Below are 15,366 nucleotides of genomic sequence, written 5' to 3' on the forward strand. Positions count from 1 at the left end.
GGGTATCGTTCCGCAGGCTCACGAACTCTGGCACTCGGCCGTGCTCGGCTTTCAGGATTGGCGTCGGCGCCGTGCCGCGTTGACCGAGATCGAGGCGCTCGGTCGCGACGAGGGCGGGCGCGTGCTCGCCGAATGCGGGCTGTCGCAGGCGGAGTTCAAAGGGGCGATGGGCCATGCCTTTGCCTCGAAGCTCCTGCTGCCCGAGGCGATGAAGTCCAGAGGCATCGACGCCGAGGTTTTCGAGAACCGCTACCCGGAATGGAGCCGCGACATGGGCCGGACCTGCATGCTCTGCCCCGAGCGCAGCCGTTGCAGCGCCGAGCTTGCGGCCGGAGAGTTCGAGGCTTCCTATCGCAGTTTCTGTCCCAACGCAGGCGATCTCGACGCCCTGGCCGAATGCGGCGACTGCCGTTTGCCCGGCTGAGAGATCAGGCCTTGGGAGCCGTGACGGCGCGCACCCGCGCACGGCGGTAGGCGTCGGGGATCGAAAGTGCCCAGACGAACAGCCCGCCGGCGTGGCGGCCGATGAAGGATTGCTCTGGCGTGGTCGTCACATAGGTCAGCACGGAGAAGAAGACGACGAAGAACGCGAAGATCAGCCCGCGCATGGCATTGCGCACCGCGACATGGCCAGCACCTGGCAGGATGATCGCCAGCGCCAGCACCAGATAGGGATTGATCGGCTTGGCCATGGGCATCCTCATGCGGCTTCGCAGATGGGGTTGGCCGGCTCGTCGGCCAGGACCGCGCCCAGCGTCTCGGCTTCGGCGATCGACTGGCGCACCAGATCGGTCGGGATCGCCGCCGGCGAAAAATAGGCCTGGCGCAGCAGCAGATGCGCGCCGCGCTCCCCCTGTGCCGCCTGCCGGATCACGCGCGTGCCTCGAGAGGTGATTACCGCCTCCTTCACCTGCGCGTCGGAGAACAGGGAGCGGAACAGGGCAGACACGCGCGCTGCCTGTTGCGGCGTCGCGGTGCCATCGCCGCGCATCAATAGCGGGGCGTCGGTTTCGGGCGGCGTCATCCACACGGGCATGTCGTGGACCATTGAATAATATTCGGCGCCGGTCGGGCGAGCGAGCGCGCCGATGGACGGCCTGGCGCTGGCCGTATTCTCGCTGACGGTCACCCGCAACCAGAGCTGAGGCAGGCGCCGGGTCACCATAGTGTCGGCGATGAGCTCGACCTTGGCTGCCCTGCCGTCCTCGAGGCGGCCGGCCAGGATCGGAAACTGGTCTGCGGAATGGCTGATGCGGGCCTCTTGGAAGAGTTCTGCAGCCGCGTCGAGCAGCCCGCGCCGGCCGGCGAGCGCAGCACGATGATCGCCGGCCGCGCGAACGCCAATCCAGGCGCAAGATGCGGCGACGAAAGCGGAAAAGGCGATGGTGGTGATCATCGGGGGCGCGCCGGAAAGCGGAACGGCGGCGCGAGATGCGCCGCCGTTTCGTCGTTGTCAGTAACCCTGCGGTCTCGGCCAGGGCATGGTGAACTGGTCGCCGCGGCGCACGAACTGGTAGCGCCGGAAGTGGAACCAGAGGGAGGCCACGATGTAGAAGCACATCATCGCGCTGAGCTGCGTGCCGTAGCCGAGGAACACGGCGAAGTAGGCGGTCGAGCACAGGATGAGCAGCACGATCGTCGGCAGCGGGTGGAACGGATGCACGTAGCCGCGCTTGATCGTGTCGAGCGGCCACTTGTTGCGGAACATCACCATGTTGAAGGTCATGAAGGTGTAGCCGAGCAGGCCCGACAGGATCGAGAAGGTCACGACCTGGTCGAGCGGCGCGCCGAGCGCGAAGATCAGCGCGATCGGCACCAGGAACACAATGGCGCGGTATGGCGTGCGGTAGACCGGATGCACCGCTCCGAACCAGCTCGGCAGGTAGCGGTCGCGGCCCATCGAGAACCAGGCGCGCGAGGCGTCGTTGATGCAGCCGTTGGCGGAAGCCAGCGTGGCGAAGGCCGTGCCGACGAACAGCAGGACCATCAGCCCGGTGCTGCCGGTGACGCGGGCAGCGTCGAACAGCGGCGTGCCGGCCTGGCCGAGATATTCCCACGGCACGAGGCCCGAGGACACGTACCAGGTCATGGTCGCGGCGATCAGCAGCGTCATGATGCCGGCCATGGTGCCGTAGGGCAGCGAGCGGGCGGGCGAGCGCACTTCTTCGGCCGCCTGGCAGGTGCCCTCGATGCCGAGGTAGTACCAGAGGCCGAAATGCAGGGAGGCCACGATGCCGACCCAGCCATAGGGCAGCGGATCGGAGGTGATAGCTGAGAAGTCGAGCGGCACCGCCGATGCGCCGAACTGCACCGACACGAACAGCGTGACGATCGCCAGGAAGGCGATTGCAGTGATGACCAGGTTGAAGGTCAGTGTCGCCAGCACGCCGCGATAGTTGAGCCACGCCAGGAACATGATGGCGAGGATGATGAAGGGCTGCTGGTTGAGCCCCGAATGGCCCTGCATGCCTGCCACCGTGTCGAGCAGGAAGCCGACGGTGATGGCGTTGGCCGCCTCGAGCATGGTGTAGGCCATGACCAGGAACAGGCCGACGTTGAAGGCCATCAGCGGGCCGACGATGTGCTTGGCCTGGGCGTACTGGCCGCCGGCGGCCGCGACCGTCGAGGTCACCTCGGAGTCGATCATGGCGACGCAGGTATAGAGTAGGCCGGCCACCCAGCAGGCGATCAGGCCGGCGATCATGCCGCCTTTGCCGATCGAGAAGTTCCAGCCCATATATTCGCCGACCAGCACGATGCCGACGCCGAGCGCCCAGATATGGGCCGGGCCGAGTACGCGCAGCAGCTGCAGCCGTTCGGGCTCGGCCGCGGTTGAATTCACGTTTGCCATCGCTGTTCCCCTCAGATCTCGTGGCGCTCTGCGGTCGCCTCGATCTCGCCTTCGCGAGAGGAGATCAGCAGTTCGTTGTCGTAGGTGGAATCGATGCGGATGAGGTCGATGAGCATCAAGACGCCGAACATGGCGGAAAGTGCCCAGGCCACATATTCGAGAATGTTCCAGCTATCCATTGCGACCTCTCCTAGCGCTTCTTGCTGCCGAAGCGTTCTTCGATGACTTCGCGGTATTCCCTGTCGGACAGGCGCACGACCATGACGAAGTAGCCAATCACGAGGACGGCCATGACGATGAGAGCCGGCCAGCTGAAGCTATAGTCGAAGCGTGCAGTGATGATGTCGTTGGCGGCTGCCGGATCGGTGATGCCGAGCGCTGCCCATTGCTGCTGCTCGGTGGCGTTCTGGCCGAGCGTTTCCCAGGTCGGATTGGCGATCGGATTCGGCACCTTGGCGGCGCCTGCGAGGCCCATGTAGAGCGGTATGTAGAGTGCGCCGACGGTCAGCACCAGAAGCGTGACGACGTCGAAGATCTGCCCAACAAGGCCTTGTTTCGGAGGTTGGTAAGCCATGTTGCCGCCTCCCTTCAGCGCTTGCGCCGGCGCATCTCGTCGAGATGCTTGAGGTCGAGGCCGTAGATGAAGTGCTTGTCTTCCTCGTAGTGACGGAGCATCGCAACGATCGCCGCCGTATTGAAGACCAGCACCAGGCCGCCGGCGACGGCGAGGATGATGCCGATAGCCGGTGTCGAGATGTAGGACCAGACGCTGAACAGGGCGAACAGCAGGGTGCACCACAGCACCACGACGAAGGCCACGAGGCCTGCACGGTCGCGTCCGTGCATTCTGGCGATGCGCTGGTCGAGACTCGAATCCGCGCCTTGATGAGCTAGTGTCGCTTCCATTTCCTCCTCCAGTGGCCGTTTTCGGCTTCATTGTGCGGGAAATTAATTTCCCCTGAGGAATGTCCGGCAAAGTTAAATTGCTGTCAAGGGAAGGATGCGCGCACGTGTCGCATCCTGCCCGGACATTGCCATGCAAAGCTCTTGAATCGGCTTGGATTTTGGCAATTTCTTCTGGTGTCGGAATTTTTATCTGATAGGTCGCATTCGAGCTTGATGCGGATATGCGAAGGGCTTCGTGGTCCCTTGGACGCGACCCATCTGGTGCCGGCGTGGCAGAGTCGGTTGGGTCTGTAACCCGTCCCGACGACTGCCGCGCCTCTCCCGCGGCTCGCCTTTCTGGCCGGCAGCACGCGAAGCGATTTCAGTCTCTGGGCTTGACGGAAATCAGCACGAATTGCGTCGCCGGCGTCTCCTTCCTGGTCTTGTCGGTGACCACCAGGTAGAGCTCGTCCGACAGCCGTGCCATGCCTTCGAAATTGTCGTTCAGCAGGGTGCCTGATCCCGGCTCGAGGTCTTCGACCTTGCATGGCTGCGCTTCCCCGCAGGACTTCGGGTCGACCACCCGCAGCCGGCCGACACTCGGCCCGCCCTTTTGTTCGCGCGTGCGTTCGAGCACGAGGAGGCGGCCGTCGGGCATGGGTTCGATCGCCTTGAGGTTGCTGCGCTTGGGCTGGAACGTCGCGAACGTCCAGCTGCCGCCGGTAAGGCCATGGATGGTGTGGGTGTCGCTCGGCTTTCCCTGCATCGCCTCCTCGGGCGCCGTGATGATGCCCTCGCCTGTGGCCGCGACCGCCTCGAGCCGGCTGTTCGGTTCGTTGTATCTGGCCGCGTCGGCGAGTTCGGGCGGCAACCGCACCGAGCCGAGCGGCGTGCCGTCCGACCGGAAGCGATGGATTGCGGGGCCGTCCTCGAAGGCGACCAGCAGTTCCGTGTCGCCGGTCTGTCCATTGTCGCCATTGACCGCGGCGAGGCCCTCCGCATTGACCACGGCGGGCGTCGTGCCGGTCTTCAGTGGCACTGACAGGACGGGCTCCATCTTAGCTATCTTGCCGTCCTTTAGCTCCAGCCGGAAGTGGTGCAGGAGGCCGTCGTCGGATACGGCATAGAGCAGCTCTTCGTCGGCGTCCCAGGCAAGCCCGGAGAGTTCGTTGATGGGTACGCCGCCCGGTCCGGTCGCCGGTGCGGAGGTGCCGTCGAGCACGGCGAGTTCGAGCGGCTGGGCCGTGGCCGTGGGCGCGAAGCCGAAGGTCGAGGCGCCGAGCAGGAGCACTGCGGTGAGGGGCTTGATCATCTGGTTTTCTCCTATTGAAAATTTGCGGGCGCGACGGCCGCGCGGGAGGGAGTGCCCAGCTTGCGCAAGGCGGGCAGGAAGCGGTTGTGCTTGGTGGCCGGGTCGAGCAGCGCCGTGGCCACGCAGTATTTCGAGCAGCGCTTGGTCGGATGCTGGTGCAGCGCCCTCAATATCCCGTCAGCGACGCCGTTGCCGTTCGCCGACTTGGTCTCGAGGATGAAGAGGTCCTCGTCGACGGTGTGCTGGGCATCGGCAGCGAAGAACCGCAGACCGCTGTCGATGGTCATGCGCTCGCCGCCTTGCTTGGCCACCAGGGTCATACGGCGGTAGCGCATGTCGATCACCCGCGACAGCGCGTGCGGGAACGGCATGCCGTATTGCGCCCGGTAGACGCTGTCGACGTAGGCAAGGGCGGCATCGTCCAGCGTGCCGAAGGTGGCCGGGTCCCGGTCGAGGCGCTTCTTGACCGTGATTCCGCGCTTGTCCTTGAGCTTGACCTCGAGGAAGCACAGTCCGGCCTCGACATCGCGGCGGATGCGTATCTTGGCCCGCTGCCGCCTGCCCTGGTGGTGGTCGAAATAGCTGCGACGTTCGACGTCGTCGAAGTAGCAGGTCTCGTAGGTGAAGGCGCGTTGGCCTTCGATCTCGAGCATGTCGAAGGCGCGGGCCAGGTCGCCGGCGGCGTGCCGCAGCACGGAGCCGTCGACGACATACTTGTTGTCGAGCCGCTCGAGCATCGCGGCCTTGCCGTTGAGCGCATGCAGGCTGATCGGCGCGAAGCCGTGCTCCAGCCAGGTATCAGTGCTTGCGATAATGGACATTGAGCTTCGCCATTTCCGTGATGTAGTCGAGCTGCAGGACCTGGTAGGACAGCACGTCCACGCCCAGCCTTTCGGAAAGCTCGACACGCATGGAGGCGGGATCCGCCAGCAGCGCGAGGTTGATCTTGTCGAGCGACACCTTGGTGCCGCTGACTGATTGCAGCATGCGGGGATGGTCGACGACGAAGGCGCCGGCCAGTACCAAGGCCACGGTCACCGCCACGAAAGGCAAGGTCGTTCCCTGCACCGAGCAGATGACGGCGATCGCCACGCTGCCGAAGAAATAGGTCATTTCGGTCTTCGACAGCGGCTCCGAGCGCAGCGTGAACAGCGCCAGGATGGCGAACAGGCCGAAGCCGGCTGCCACACCGAACTGTACGGTCGAAAGGATGGTCAGCACCGCAAAGACGAAGATGTTGAAAAGGGCCGCGGCGGTGACCAGTTCCTTGTCGCGGTAGCGCCGGTAATACATGCCGAACAGAAGCGCCGACATGCCGGTGAGATTGATGCCGAAGCGTGCGAGTTCGGCGGCGAACGGAACCTGTAGCAGTTGCGCGATCATCGGCCCGTCCCCTTCACGGTGGCGGGCCTTCGTGGCGCCTGATATGGCAGGTTGGGGATTGGCATTTCTGTTCTCCTGATCTGCGCCGCAAGGCGGCTACGTTAGGAAGAACGGGCGTTGCGAAGCTCTATTCCACTGCCGGCAAACTATTTTCTGATCCGGCGGATAATGTGGAAATGCTTATGTAAACAAGATGATGCGAGGCGCAATTATAGCGTCTCGCAGACGGCTCAGCCCTGGCAGATGGCGCGGCCGTTGAGCAGGCCCCAGCCATAGACCGGATCCTTGCCCGGTGCGCCCAGGTCCTCGGCGTTGCGCTGCAGGATCTCTTCGATCTCGCCGGCGGTGAGTGCCGGGTTCGACGCCTTCAGGATGGCCGCGGCGGCCGAGACGAACGGCGCGGCGAAAGACGTGCCGGTCCGCGGCTGCGCGCCCCTCACCGAGGCTGCGGTCCAGACCTGGACCCCTGGCGCGGCGATGTCGATATGCGCGCCCGAGCCGGCGCGCCTGTAAGCGTTCTTGCTCCGGTCGATCGCCGTCACCGCGATCACCCCGTCATAGGCGGCGGGATAGAGGGGCGCCGCGCGTGGGCCGTCGTTGCCGGCCGCCGCGACCATGAGTATGTCGCGCTGGTTGGCCCGCTGCACGGTTCGCTCCAGCAGCGGGTTGGCCGGTCCGGTGAGGCTCATGTTGATCACCTTGACGCCGCGCGACGCGAGGATGTCGATTGCGCGCACCAGGTCGTAGACCGCCGACCTGTCGTCATTGCCCTCGCCGCGATGGAACGCGTCAACGGCGATCAGCTCGCTGCCCGGCAGAAGCCCTGGCGTGCGGCTCTCCCTGGAGCCGACGAGCAGGGCAGCGACGGCCGTACCGTGCTGGCGCCCCGAAGCGGGAAGGTTGCCCTGGCCGATCCGGATCGTCTCGACCCGTCCGCCGGCGAAGGCGAGGTGGTCGCCATTGATGGCCGTGTCGATGAGGCCGATCCGGCCTCCGACCGTGCATTGATCGGCCAGCGTTTCCACCGGCGGCCAGCCGACCACTTCCCGCGCGAGGCAGAGCCCCTCGCTGCAGGGTTCGGCGCCAGCCTGTTCGGGTCGATAATAGTGGTTCATGTCGACCACCGCACCCTGCGCCAGCGTGGCCGCACGCGCCCGTGCCGCCTCCAGGCTTACGCCGCGGGGTATGCCGAGCCTGACGAGGCCGGCGCCGCCCTCGGTCGCCAGCGCCACGCGCTCGCGCACCTCGTAGCCCTCAGCCACCAGCCTGTCCTCGGCCGCCTTGTCGAGGCCGAGCGCAACGATCTCCCGTGGCACGTGCCGCGGCAGTTGGCGCTGCGGTACGGGTCGGGGCTGCGGGCGAATCGCCTGACGCCGGAAGATGGTCAGCGGATTGCCGCCGTTCCCGGCCGAAGGCCCTGTCCTGTCGGATGGGTCGCTGCCGCTGTCATCGTCGTCGTCGCTATCGTCACCATCGTCGTCATCGGCCGATGCCTGGCCGACGCCCAGGACGGACCCTTGCCAGGGGCCATCGATCGGCGCGCCGAAGGTCGCAAGCAGGACAGAAATCAGGGCCGCGATCAGGCCGTTCGAAACTTGTGCGGGCATGGTCGGCTCCTTATCCGCACAGGTGGCGGCAATGCAATTGTTAGCGCTCCACATAAGACTTACGACAACCCATATCATTTCGACTGCATTTGTGCATTTTGGGGTAACGGACGGAGGTCCAATCTATTCCCCAGACGATCAGGACAGGGCCGCATGAAAGGTGACGATGTTCAGGTGAGCGACCGGCTGGTTGCCTTCCTGCCCAATCTGCGCCGCTTCGCCATATCGTTGTGCCGCTCGCGCGATCTCGCCGACGATCTGGTGCAGGCTGCCTGCGAGCGCGCACTTGCCGGCCAGGACCAGTTCGAGCCCGGTACGCGTTTCGATGCCTGGATGTTCCGCATCCTGCGCAACCTCTGGATCGACCACGTCCGCCGGGCAAAGACTGCGGGACCGACCGAAGACATCACCGAAAGCCACGACATTGCCGGTGACACCGGCGAGCGTGAGGCCGAAGCCCGGCTGACGCTGAAGAGTGTTGCAGAAGCCATCGACGAACTGCCCGACGAGCACCGCGAGGTGCTGCTGCTCGTATGCGTCGAGGATCTGTCCTACAAGGAGGCCGCCGAGGTTCTGGCCATTCCCATCGGCACGGTGATGAGCCGGCTTGCCCGCGCCCGCAAGAATCTCGCGGAAGCAGCCGGAATAAACCCCGCGGTCGACCGTTCACCCGCAAAAGGGCGAAATCCATGAGCAGCCACAACTTCGACGACGAGACATTGATGGCCTTCGCCGACGGCGAGCTGGACGCCGAGACGTCCGCGCGCGTCGAGGCGGCCATGGAGACCGACGACGAGCTGGTGATGCGGGTGGCGAACTTCATCGAAAGCCGCGCCCAGGCCGCGGCGGCGCTGAAGCCGCTCATCGACGAGGCCGTTCCGGAAGCGCTGACGCGCGCGGTGGAGAAGATGATCGAGGAAAAGCGAGCGTTTGAGACCGCGCCTGCACGGGAAGACAACGTCATCGCCTTCCGCCCGGCGGCTCGGCTGGTTCGTTCGAGCTGGACGCTACCCCTGGCGGCGTCGCTGGCGGCGGCGGTGTTCGGCCTCGGCGGCTATCTTGCAGGCCAGGCGAACGCGCCGCAGCCGTCCCTCGCCTTCGCCGCCGTCGCCGATCCGGCGATGCTCAGGGTACTCGCCGCCGCGCCGTCGGGCTCGCAGTCGTCGGTCGCTGGCGGGTCGGTCAAGCTGGTTTCGAGCTTCCGCGACGGCTCCGGCGCGCTCTGCCGCGAGTTCGAGCTGGCCGAGGCGGCGGGCGGGACCACCGTGACGGTGGCGTGCCGGGCGGAACAGAGCTGGTCGGTCCGGCTTGCGGTCGCGGTTGCGGCCGCGAGCGGTCCGGACTATGCGCCGGCCGGTGCGGTAGAGACGGTCGATGCCTTCCTGGCGGCGATAGGCGCCGGCGCACCACTCTCGGAAGCCGACGAAAAGGCCGCGCTCGCCACGCCCTGAACTATCTCGCGTTGAGCTGCGGCCCGCGTTTCTTCTCGCTGGCATAGAGCGCCACCGCCATGGCGCGGTTGCGGACTCCCAGCTTGTCGTAGAGATTCTTGAGGTGGTACTTCACCGTGTTCTCCGAGATCCCCGTGCGGGTGGCAATCTGCAGATTGGTCCAGCCGTCGGCGAGCACGGCCAGGAGTTCCAGCTCGCGCACGGTCAGCCGCGACAGCGGCGTCTCGTTGATCTTGGCGACGTCGACATAGGGGATGCAGATGCGGCCGTTGGCGACGGCCAAAAGCGTGTCGAACAATATGCAGGGATCGTCGAACTGGTAGCAGTAGCCTTGCGCCCCGAGCCGCACGCATTGCTTCAGGATGCCGATGTCGTGGTCGTTGGAGAAGATGACGATGCGGGCGGCTAGCTGGCGGCGCTGCAGCTCGGCCAGCACGTCGGCGGCGTCCATGTCGGACAGCTTCCAGCCGACAATGGTGACGTCGAAGGCCAGCTCTCCGTCGGCCACGGCTTGGACGAAGGCTTCGCCTGACTGTACGCCCTCGGCAAAGGCGAAGCGTTCGTCGCGATCCAGAAGGTCGCGGAGGGCCGAGATCACCAGCGGGTTGCGCTCGGCGATCAGAACCTTGAGCTTCTTGTTTTGCGCCATGGGCTCGCCATCGAGTTCGTGCCTGGCGCATTCCACTTGAGAACGCGGGCTTGCGCCCGCGCTCCAGCGACACAAATCAGTCGTAGATTCGGAATTTCGCGGCCAGATCGTGCACTTCCTCGCGCACGGCCGACTCGATTGCCGTGTTTGCGGCCTCGCCATTGGCCGCCAGCCCGTCGATGACGCTCATCGTCAGGCGGCCGACTTGGCGGAACTCGTCGGCCAGGAAGCCGCGCGTGGTGCAGGCCGGCGTGCCGAGGCGGACGCCCGAAGTGACCATTGGCCCCTGCGGATCGAACGGGATGCCGTTCTTGTTGCAGGTGATGTGGGCGCGACCGAGCGATGCTTCCACAGCCTTGCCTGTCAGGTTCTTGCGCCTGAGGTCGACCAGCATCAGATGCGTGTCGGTGCCGCCCGAGACGATGTCGACGCCGCCCTCCTGCAGCGTTTCGGCCAGTACCTTGGCGTTGGCGACGACATTGGCGGCATAGATCTTGAAGTCAGGCGTCAGCGCCTCGCCGAAGGCGACAGCCTTGGCGGCGATGACGTGCATCAGCGGTCCGCCCTGGAGGCCCGGGAACACCGCCGAGTTGATCTTCTTGCCGATCTCCTCGTCGTTGGATAGCACCATGCCGCCGCGCGGGCCGCGCAGGGTCTTGTGCGTGGTGGTGGTCACGACATGGGCATGGTCGAGCGGGTTGGGGTGCACGCCGCCGGCAACCAGGCCGGCAAAGTGCGCCATGTCGACGAAGAGCTTGGCGCCGACCTCGTCGGCGATCTCGCGGAAAGCCTTGAAGTCGATGATGCGCGGATAGGCCGAGCCGCCGGCGAGGATCACCTTCGGCTGGTGCTTCTTGGCGAGGTCGCGCACCTCGTCCAGGTCGATGCGGTGGGTGTCGGTGCGCACGCCGTAGGACACGACATTGAACCACTTGCCCGACTGGTTGACCGGCGCGCCGTGGGTGAGATGTCCGCCGGCGGCGAGGTTGAGGCCGAGGAAGGTGTCGCCCGGCTGCATCAGCGCCATGAACACCGACTGGTTGGCCTGGCTGCCGGAGTTCGGCTGCACGTTGGCGAAGCTGCAGTTGAACATCGCCTTGGCGCGTTCGCGGGCGAGATCCTCGACCTCGTCGACATACTGGCAGCCGCCATAGTAGCGGCGGCCGGGATAGCCCTCGGCATATTTGTTGGTCAGCACCGAGCCCTGCGCTTCGAGCACCGCCTTGGAGACGATGTTCTCCGAGGCGATCAGCTCGATCTCGTCGCGCTGACGGTTGAGTTCGCGGTTGATCGAGTCGCTGACGGCGGGGTCGGCCTGGGCCAGGCCCGTGCGGAAGAAATTGCGCGGGCTGCCGATGCCGGGTCTGGTGGGGATGTTCATTTGGCTCCTCCTGATGGCGCGAATGGGCGCCTGAAATTCGTGGTCATCCGGTCCAGCCGAGGCCGGCGGAAATGCAGTTGATGGAAAGCAGCAGCGCGTTGACTGCGCGCTTGGGCTTGGCCGTGGCGCCGTCCTGGCTGCGCACCTCGCGCAGCAGCTGCACCTGCAGCCGGTGGATCGAGTCCATCTGCGGGCGGATGCGGTCGAAATGGCGCTTGAAGGCCGGGAAGCGCTCCGAGAGCTTCAGGCCGCCATTGACCTCGGAGATCATCTTGCGGGTCAGCGCATATTCGGCGGCGATCTTGCGGTAGATGCGCTCGCCGGTCTCGCGGTCCTGCACAAGTCCGGCATAGAGGCGGCCGATGTCCATGTCGGTCTGGTAGAGGCCCTTGTCGACCTCGTCGACGACGAGGCGGAAGAAGCGCGAGCGCTCGAACATCTGCCGCAACAGGTCGAGTCCGGTCTCGCCGCGCACGTTGACGAAGGAGTTCAGCGCGCTGCCGATGCCGTACCAGTTGGTCAGAAGGTGCCGGTTCTGGCTCCAGGCGAAGACCCACGGGATGGCGCGCAGGTCGGAGATGTCGCGGGCGCCGAAGCGTCGTGCCGGGCGCGAGCCGATCTTGAGCAGCGACAGCTCCTCGACCGGGCTCGCCTGGTTGAAGTAGTCGATGAAGCCCGGCTCGTTGATCAGGCCCGAGTAGGACGCCTGCGACATGCCGGTCAGCGCTTCCAGCGCCTCGCTGAACTCGGGATTGTCCTTGAGTTCGGCTTCGTTCTGCGACTTGACCGAATGGGCAAACACGCTCGCGGCCAGGATCTCCAGCTGGTAGAGGCCGGTGCCGCGGTTGGCGAATTTCGACGACACCACCTCGCCCTGCTCGGTGACGCGCATGGCGCCGCCGATGGTGCCCGCCGGCTGGGCGGCGATCGCCCGGCCTGTCGGCGCACCACCGCGGCTGACCGAGCCGCCGCGGCCATGGAAGAAGCTGATCTTCACCTTGCGCTTCTCGGCGAGCGCGGTGATGCGCCGCTGCGCCTTGTTGAGCTCCCAGTTGGAGGCGAGGAAGCCGCCGTCCTTGTTGCTATCGGAATAGCCGAGCATGACCTCCTGGCGATTGCCGAAGTCACGCACCGAGCGGCGGACGATGGACACGCCGAGCAGCTGGTCGAGGATGTCGGGCGCGGCCCGCAGGTCGGCGATGGTCTCGAACAGCGGCACGACGCGCAGGCCGATGGTGCCGCTGCCGTCGAGCGCGGTCGCCAGCCCCGAATATTGCGCCAGGAGGTAGACGGCGAGCAGGTCGTCGCTCGACCGCGTCATGGAAAGGATGAAGGCGCCGACCGCGCCGCCGTTCATGCCGGCCGAAGTGTCTCGGATGACATCGAACAGGTCGAGCAGCTCGCGCGCCTCCTCAGACAGCGCCTGGCGGTCGATCTCCAGCTGCTCGCCCGAATGCAGGGCGGCGCGGATGCGGGTAGTCCATTGCGGCGTGTCGGGTGTTGCAGCGCCATCGCCGTCGGTTGCCTTGAACAGCTCGCCCAGCACGCGGTTGACGACCGTCGAGTTCTGCCGGATGTCGAGCGAAACGGTGCGGAAGCCGAAGCTCTCGAGCTGCTGGCGTAGCGGCCGCACGAAACGACGCGCCACCAGGGTGCCGCCGATGCTGCCGAGCACGTTCTCGAGGTCGCGCAGGTCCGCCTTGAAGGCCTCGGCCCGTGCGTAGGGCTTGGCCGATGCCTCGCCGCGCATGGCCAGCAGCCTCTCCAGCATCGCGGCAGCGAACTGGCGCAGCGGCTCGTCGGGATTGCGCCCGACGATCTCAGAGGCGGCGTGGGTGCGGTGCAATGCCCGCGCCAGCGCCTTGGAGAAGTCCTCGGGGATGTCGACGACATTGGCGCTGACACTGAGCACGGTGATCAGCCGGCGAACTTGGCCGATATACCAGCCGACGATCGCCTGGCGGCATTCGGTCAGCGCATAGGCGGTGATCTTGGCAGTCACGTTGGGGTTGCCGTCCCGGTCGCCGCCGATCCACGACGCATAGCGCATGAAGGACGGCACCTTGACGTCATATTCCGGATAGTGCCGCGCCAGCGCGTCCTCGACCGCGTCATAGAGCTTGGGCGTGGCTTCGAAGATCACTTCGCGGAAAAAGTGCAGGCCCCAGGCGATCTCGCGCTCGACCGAGGGGCGCTCGAGGCGCAGCTCGCCCGACATCCAGAGGATCTCGATCTCGCTCTTGAGGTCGTCGATCAGCTGCTCGCGCTCGCGCGGCGACCAGCGCTGCTGCTCGAGCTCGGTGAGCTTGCGGTAGATTCGACGGTGGATTTCGAGAACGGTGACGCGCTTGGCCTCGGTCGGATGCGCAGTCATCGTCGGCCCGACGCTCAGTGCGTCGAGGGTAGCCTGGATGTCCTCGGCCGGGTAGCCGGCGGCGGCGATCTCGCCGAGCACGTTGGAGAAGGACCCGATCACGTGGTCAGCGCCGCCCATCTGCTCTAGCTCGCGGCGCGAACGCATGGCGAGCAGCTCGTTGGCGATTGCCGCGAGCTGGAACCAGATGCCGGTCGCCTGCAGCGCCGCAATGCGCTGCGCCGAGGCGAGCGCATCGAGGTTCAGGCGGCCGGTAAGGACATCGGCTACGCCCGGTTCGCGCTCGCTGACCACGGAGACAAGCAGCCTGAACAGCAGGCTGCGGACGTCCTCGCGGAAACTGAGTGGCCTGCTCTCCTCCAAAGCGACACCCCGTTCATCTGGTGTTGGTCCGGGCCGGCCCTGGACGAGCCGCTTCTCCGGAATGCTGTTTTCCCGAGGTGAAGCAGACAGGCTTTGCGCGGCTTTGAAAACGCCCGGACGGGTAGATTTCCTATTCGTTCGGGTGGTGCCGCGATTGGCCGAACGATGATCGACGGGGCCTGTGCGCACTACCCCTCGCCGGCGGCAAAACAGTGTCTTCCAACGCGTTGATCCAGGGTGTTTTCCAGTGGACGCAACTTAACTCATGTGCAACGATGTTGCCTGTTATGCAAATATGGGAGGCGCATGAAAGTGAGGTCCGATACCGCAATCCGCCACGCCGCAGCACGAACCAACCGCCGTTGAAGAGGGACATCGACATGCAGAAAGTGCTGCCGGAGCTCTATGAGGGCCATGCCCCCATCACCCTGCACAATGCCTTCCACGAAGCGCTCGAGGCGCTTGAGGAATGGAAGGAAGGAAACGAGGAGCCGCTCGTAGCGGTGGACGGCTACAACGTTCCCATCAGCCACATCTTTGCCCGCATGAGCGCCTGCACCGACCTGTTGCCGCTGAGGACGCGCGACGTGCTTGAAACCATCGTCGACAAGGGCTCGTTCCGCGCGTCGGGCGGTTCGCTCTATGCCGACGGAGCCAAGCTCGTGATGCCCATCTGCGTCGAGCGGCTGACGCTGTCGCTGCTGCGCCCGACGGCATCGCTCGCCCAGTTGCGCAAGGCCCGCACCGAAGCCTGAAGCTCGGGTTCCGTTGGGCCCATGGTGTCCGGATGGCCGGGATCGTCCCGGCCATCGGCATTTCCATCGGTCGACCTAATCTTTCTCTAAATGAAAGTTTCTTGCATTAAGGTTGACTCGGCTGACCGCAGCTGTTATGCAATCCGGTAGGGAGTATCCGCTGTACGAACTGTCCGGACGTCGAGTCCGGAGTGGAGCCCGAGGCAATCGCCTCGGGATCGGTAGCGCGCGCCAAGGGAAGAGAGTCATGGCCGAATTCAAGACCGACATCGAGATCGCGCGCGGCGCCAAGAAGAAGCCGATCCAGGAGATCGGGGCGAAGATCGGCATTCCGACCGAGCATCTTCTGCCCTAC

Annotated in this window: 17 protein-coding genes; 4 read left to right on the forward strand and 13 right to left on the reverse strand. The window is 65.4% G+C overall.

All coding sequences use genetic code 11. The annotated features are described in order from the left end of the window. Positions 1-79 precede the first annotated feature (79 nt). A complete protein-coding gene (locus AmiPiv_RS10185; RefSeq protein WP_340037285.1) occupies positions 80-424 on the forward strand; it encodes a hypothetical protein in 345 nt (114 codons plus the stop codon). A gap of 4 nt (positions 425-428) precedes the next feature. Here the strand turns inward: AmiPiv_RS10185 and AmiPiv_RS10190 are convergent, their stop codons facing one another. The 10 genes from AmiPiv_RS10190 to AmiPiv_RS10235 form a co-directional block, all read right to left on the reverse strand. Continuing rightward, entirely contained in the window at positions 429-692 is a 264-nt protein-coding gene (locus AmiPiv_RS10190) for a hypothetical protein (RefSeq protein WP_340037286.1), read from the reverse strand. A gap of 8 nt (positions 693-700) precedes the next feature. After that, a complete protein-coding gene (locus AmiPiv_RS10195) occupies positions 701-1,396 on the reverse strand; it encodes a hypothetical protein (RefSeq protein WP_340037287.1) in 696 nt (231 codons plus the stop codon). A 57-nt stretch (positions 1,397-1,453) separates the two neighbouring features. Beyond that, on the reverse strand, positions 1,454-2,851 hold the full coding sequence (locus tag AmiPiv_RS10200; RefSeq protein WP_340037288.1) for an APC family permease: 1,398 nt from the start codon (positions 2,849-2,851) through the stop codon (positions 1,454-1,456). Between the two features lie 11 nt (positions 2,852-2,862). After that, the gene (locus tag AmiPiv_RS10205; RefSeq protein WP_340037290.1) at positions 2,863-3,030 is read right to left on the reverse strand and encodes a hypothetical protein; all 168 of its coding nucleotides are present in this window, start codon (positions 3,028-3,030) and stop codon (positions 2,863-2,865) included. Between the two features lie 11 nt (positions 3,031-3,041). Next, on the reverse strand, positions 3,042-3,425 hold the full coding sequence (locus AmiPiv_RS10210) for a hypothetical protein (RefSeq protein WP_340037291.1): 384 nt from the start codon (positions 3,423-3,425) through the stop codon (positions 3,042-3,044). Between the two features lie 14 nt (positions 3,426-3,439). After that, positions 3,440-3,757, reverse strand: a complete 318-nt coding sequence (locus AmiPiv_RS10215) for a hypothetical protein (RefSeq protein WP_340037292.1) — start codon at positions 3,755-3,757, stop codon at positions 3,440-3,442. A 361-nt stretch (positions 3,758-4,118) separates the two neighbouring features. Further along, the gene (locus AmiPiv_RS10220; RefSeq protein ID WP_340037293.1) at positions 4,119-5,048 is read right to left on the reverse strand and encodes an esterase-like activity of phytase family protein; all 930 of its coding nucleotides are present in this window, start codon (positions 5,046-5,048) and stop codon (positions 4,119-4,121) included. Between the two features lie 11 nt (positions 5,049-5,059). Next, the gene (locus AmiPiv_RS10225) at positions 5,060-5,869 is read right to left on the reverse strand and encodes a polyphosphate polymerase domain-containing protein (RefSeq protein WP_340037294.1); all 810 of its coding nucleotides are present in this window, start codon (positions 5,867-5,869) and stop codon (positions 5,060-5,062) included. Beyond that, positions 5,847-6,431: a DUF4956 domain-containing protein gene (locus tag AmiPiv_RS10230; protein ID WP_340037295.1), complete on the reverse strand. Its 585-nt coding sequence runs from the start codon at positions 6,429-6,431 to the stop codon at positions 5,847-5,849. The genes AmiPiv_RS10225 and AmiPiv_RS10230 overlap by 23 nt, the downstream gene beginning before the upstream one ends. A gap of 230 nt (positions 6,432-6,661) precedes the next feature. Further along, entirely contained in the window at positions 6,662-8,038 is a 1,377-nt protein-coding gene (locus tag AmiPiv_RS10235; protein WP_340037296.1) for a S8 family serine peptidase, read from the reverse strand. A gap of 153 nt (positions 8,039-8,191) precedes the next feature. Between AmiPiv_RS10235 and AmiPiv_RS10240 the strand changes: the two genes are divergently transcribed. Together AmiPiv_RS10240 and AmiPiv_RS10245 are read left to right on the forward strand one after the other, a co-directional pair. Next, positions 8,192-8,731, forward strand: coding sequence for an RNA polymerase sigma factor (locus AmiPiv_RS10240; protein ID WP_340037297.1), 540 nt, complete (start codon positions 8,192-8,194; stop codon positions 8,729-8,731). Beyond that, positions 8,728-9,489 carry an anti-sigma factor family protein gene (locus tag AmiPiv_RS10245; RefSeq protein ID WP_340037298.1) on the forward strand — a complete coding sequence of 254 codons (762 nt, stop codon included), beginning with the start codon at positions 8,728-8,730 and terminating at the stop codon, positions 9,487-9,489. Before AmiPiv_RS10240 ends, AmiPiv_RS10245 begins: the two co-directional genes overlap by 4 nt. Position 9,490: 1 nt before the next feature. Here AmiPiv_RS10245 and AmiPiv_RS10250 read toward each other — a convergent pair whose 3' ends face one another. From AmiPiv_RS10250 to AmiPiv_RS10260, 3 genes are all read right to left on the reverse strand, one after another. After that, positions 9,491-10,138 carry a response regulator transcription factor gene (locus AmiPiv_RS10250; RefSeq protein ID WP_340037299.1) on the reverse strand — a complete coding sequence of 216 codons (648 nt, stop codon included), beginning with the start codon at positions 10,136-10,138 and terminating at the stop codon, positions 9,491-9,493. A gap of 76 nt (positions 10,139-10,214) precedes the next feature. Continuing rightward, positions 10,215-11,519, reverse strand: a complete 1,305-nt coding sequence (gene glyA / locus AmiPiv_RS10255) for a serine hydroxymethyltransferase (RefSeq protein WP_340037300.1) — start codon at positions 11,517-11,519, stop codon at positions 10,215-10,217. A gap of 43 nt (positions 11,520-11,562) precedes the next feature. Next, entirely contained in the window at positions 11,563-14,256 is a 2,694-nt protein-coding gene (locus AmiPiv_RS10260; protein WP_340037301.1) for a phosphoenolpyruvate carboxylase, read from the reverse strand. Positions 14,257-14,636: 380 nt separating this feature from the next. On the opposite strand from AmiPiv_RS10260, the gene AmiPiv_RS10265 reads away from it, so the two are divergent. After that, on the forward strand, positions 14,637-15,011 hold the full coding sequence (locus tag AmiPiv_RS10265) for a hypothetical protein (RefSeq protein ID WP_340037302.1): 375 nt from the start codon (positions 14,637-14,639) through the stop codon (positions 15,009-15,011). Positions 15,012-15,366: the final 355 nt, after the last annotated feature.

Origin of the sequence: Aminobacter sp. Piv2-1 (assembly GCF_037625995.1) — a bacterium.
In the GTDB taxonomy this organism is placed as follows: domain Bacteria; phylum Pseudomonadota; class Alphaproteobacteria; order Rhizobiales; family Rhizobiaceae; genus Aminobacter.

Excerpts from the sequence above, each read along its gene's own strand:
- AmiPiv_RS10245 (WP_340037298.1), top strand. The coding sequence starts at position 8,728 with ATGAGCAGCCACAACTTCGACGACGAGACATTGATGGCCTTCGCCGAC.
- glyA (WP_340037300.1), bottom strand. The coding sequence starts at position 11,519 with ATGAACATCCCCACCAGACCCGGCATCGGCAGCCCGCGCAATTTCTTC.
- AmiPiv_RS10240 (WP_340037297.1), top strand. The coding sequence starts at position 8,192 with ATGAAAGGTGACGATGTTCAGGTGAGCGACCGGCTGGTTGCCTTCCTG.
- AmiPiv_RS10215 (WP_340037292.1), bottom strand. The coding sequence starts at position 3,757 with ATGGAAGCGACACTAGCTCATCAAGGCGCGGATTCGAGTCTCGACCAG.
- AmiPiv_RS10230 (WP_340037295.1), bottom strand. The coding sequence starts at position 6,431 with ATGATCGCGCAACTGCTACAGGTTCCGTTCGCCGCCGAACTCGCACGC.
- AmiPiv_RS10250 (WP_340037299.1), bottom strand. The coding sequence starts at position 10,138 with ATGGCGCAAAACAAGAAGCTCAAGGTTCTGATCGCCGAGCGCAACCCG.
- AmiPiv_RS10190 (WP_340037286.1), bottom strand. The coding sequence starts at position 692 with ATGGCCAAGCCGATCAATCCCTATCTGGTGCTGGCGCTGGCGATCATC.
- AmiPiv_RS10225 (WP_340037294.1), bottom strand. The coding sequence starts at position 5,869 with ATGTCCATTATCGCAAGCACTGATACCTGGCTGGAGCACGGCTTCGCG.
- AmiPiv_RS10265 (WP_340037302.1), top strand. The coding sequence starts at position 14,637 with ATGCAGAAAGTGCTGCCGGAGCTCTATGAGGGCCATGCCCCCATCACC.
- AmiPiv_RS10235 (WP_340037296.1), bottom strand. The coding sequence starts at position 8,038 with ATGCCCGCACAAGTTTCGAACGGCCTGATCGCGGCCCTGATTTCTGTC.
- AmiPiv_RS10195 (WP_340037287.1), bottom strand. The coding sequence starts at position 1,396 with ATGATCACCACCATCGCCTTTTCCGCTTTCGTCGCCGCATCTTGCGCC.
- AmiPiv_RS10210 (WP_340037291.1), bottom strand. The coding sequence starts at position 3,425 with ATGGCTTACCAACCTCCGAAACAAGGCCTTGTTGGGCAGATCTTCGAC.
- AmiPiv_RS10220 (WP_340037293.1), bottom strand. The coding sequence starts at position 5,048 with ATGATCAAGCCCCTCACCGCAGTGCTCCTGCTCGGCGCCTCGACCTTC.
- AmiPiv_RS10205 (WP_340037290.1), bottom strand. The coding sequence starts at position 3,030 with ATGGATAGCTGGAACATTCTCGAATATGTGGCCTGGGCACTTTCCGCC.
- AmiPiv_RS10200 (WP_340037288.1), bottom strand. The coding sequence starts at position 2,851 with ATGGCAAACGTGAATTCAACCGCGGCCGAGCCCGAACGGCTGCAGCTG.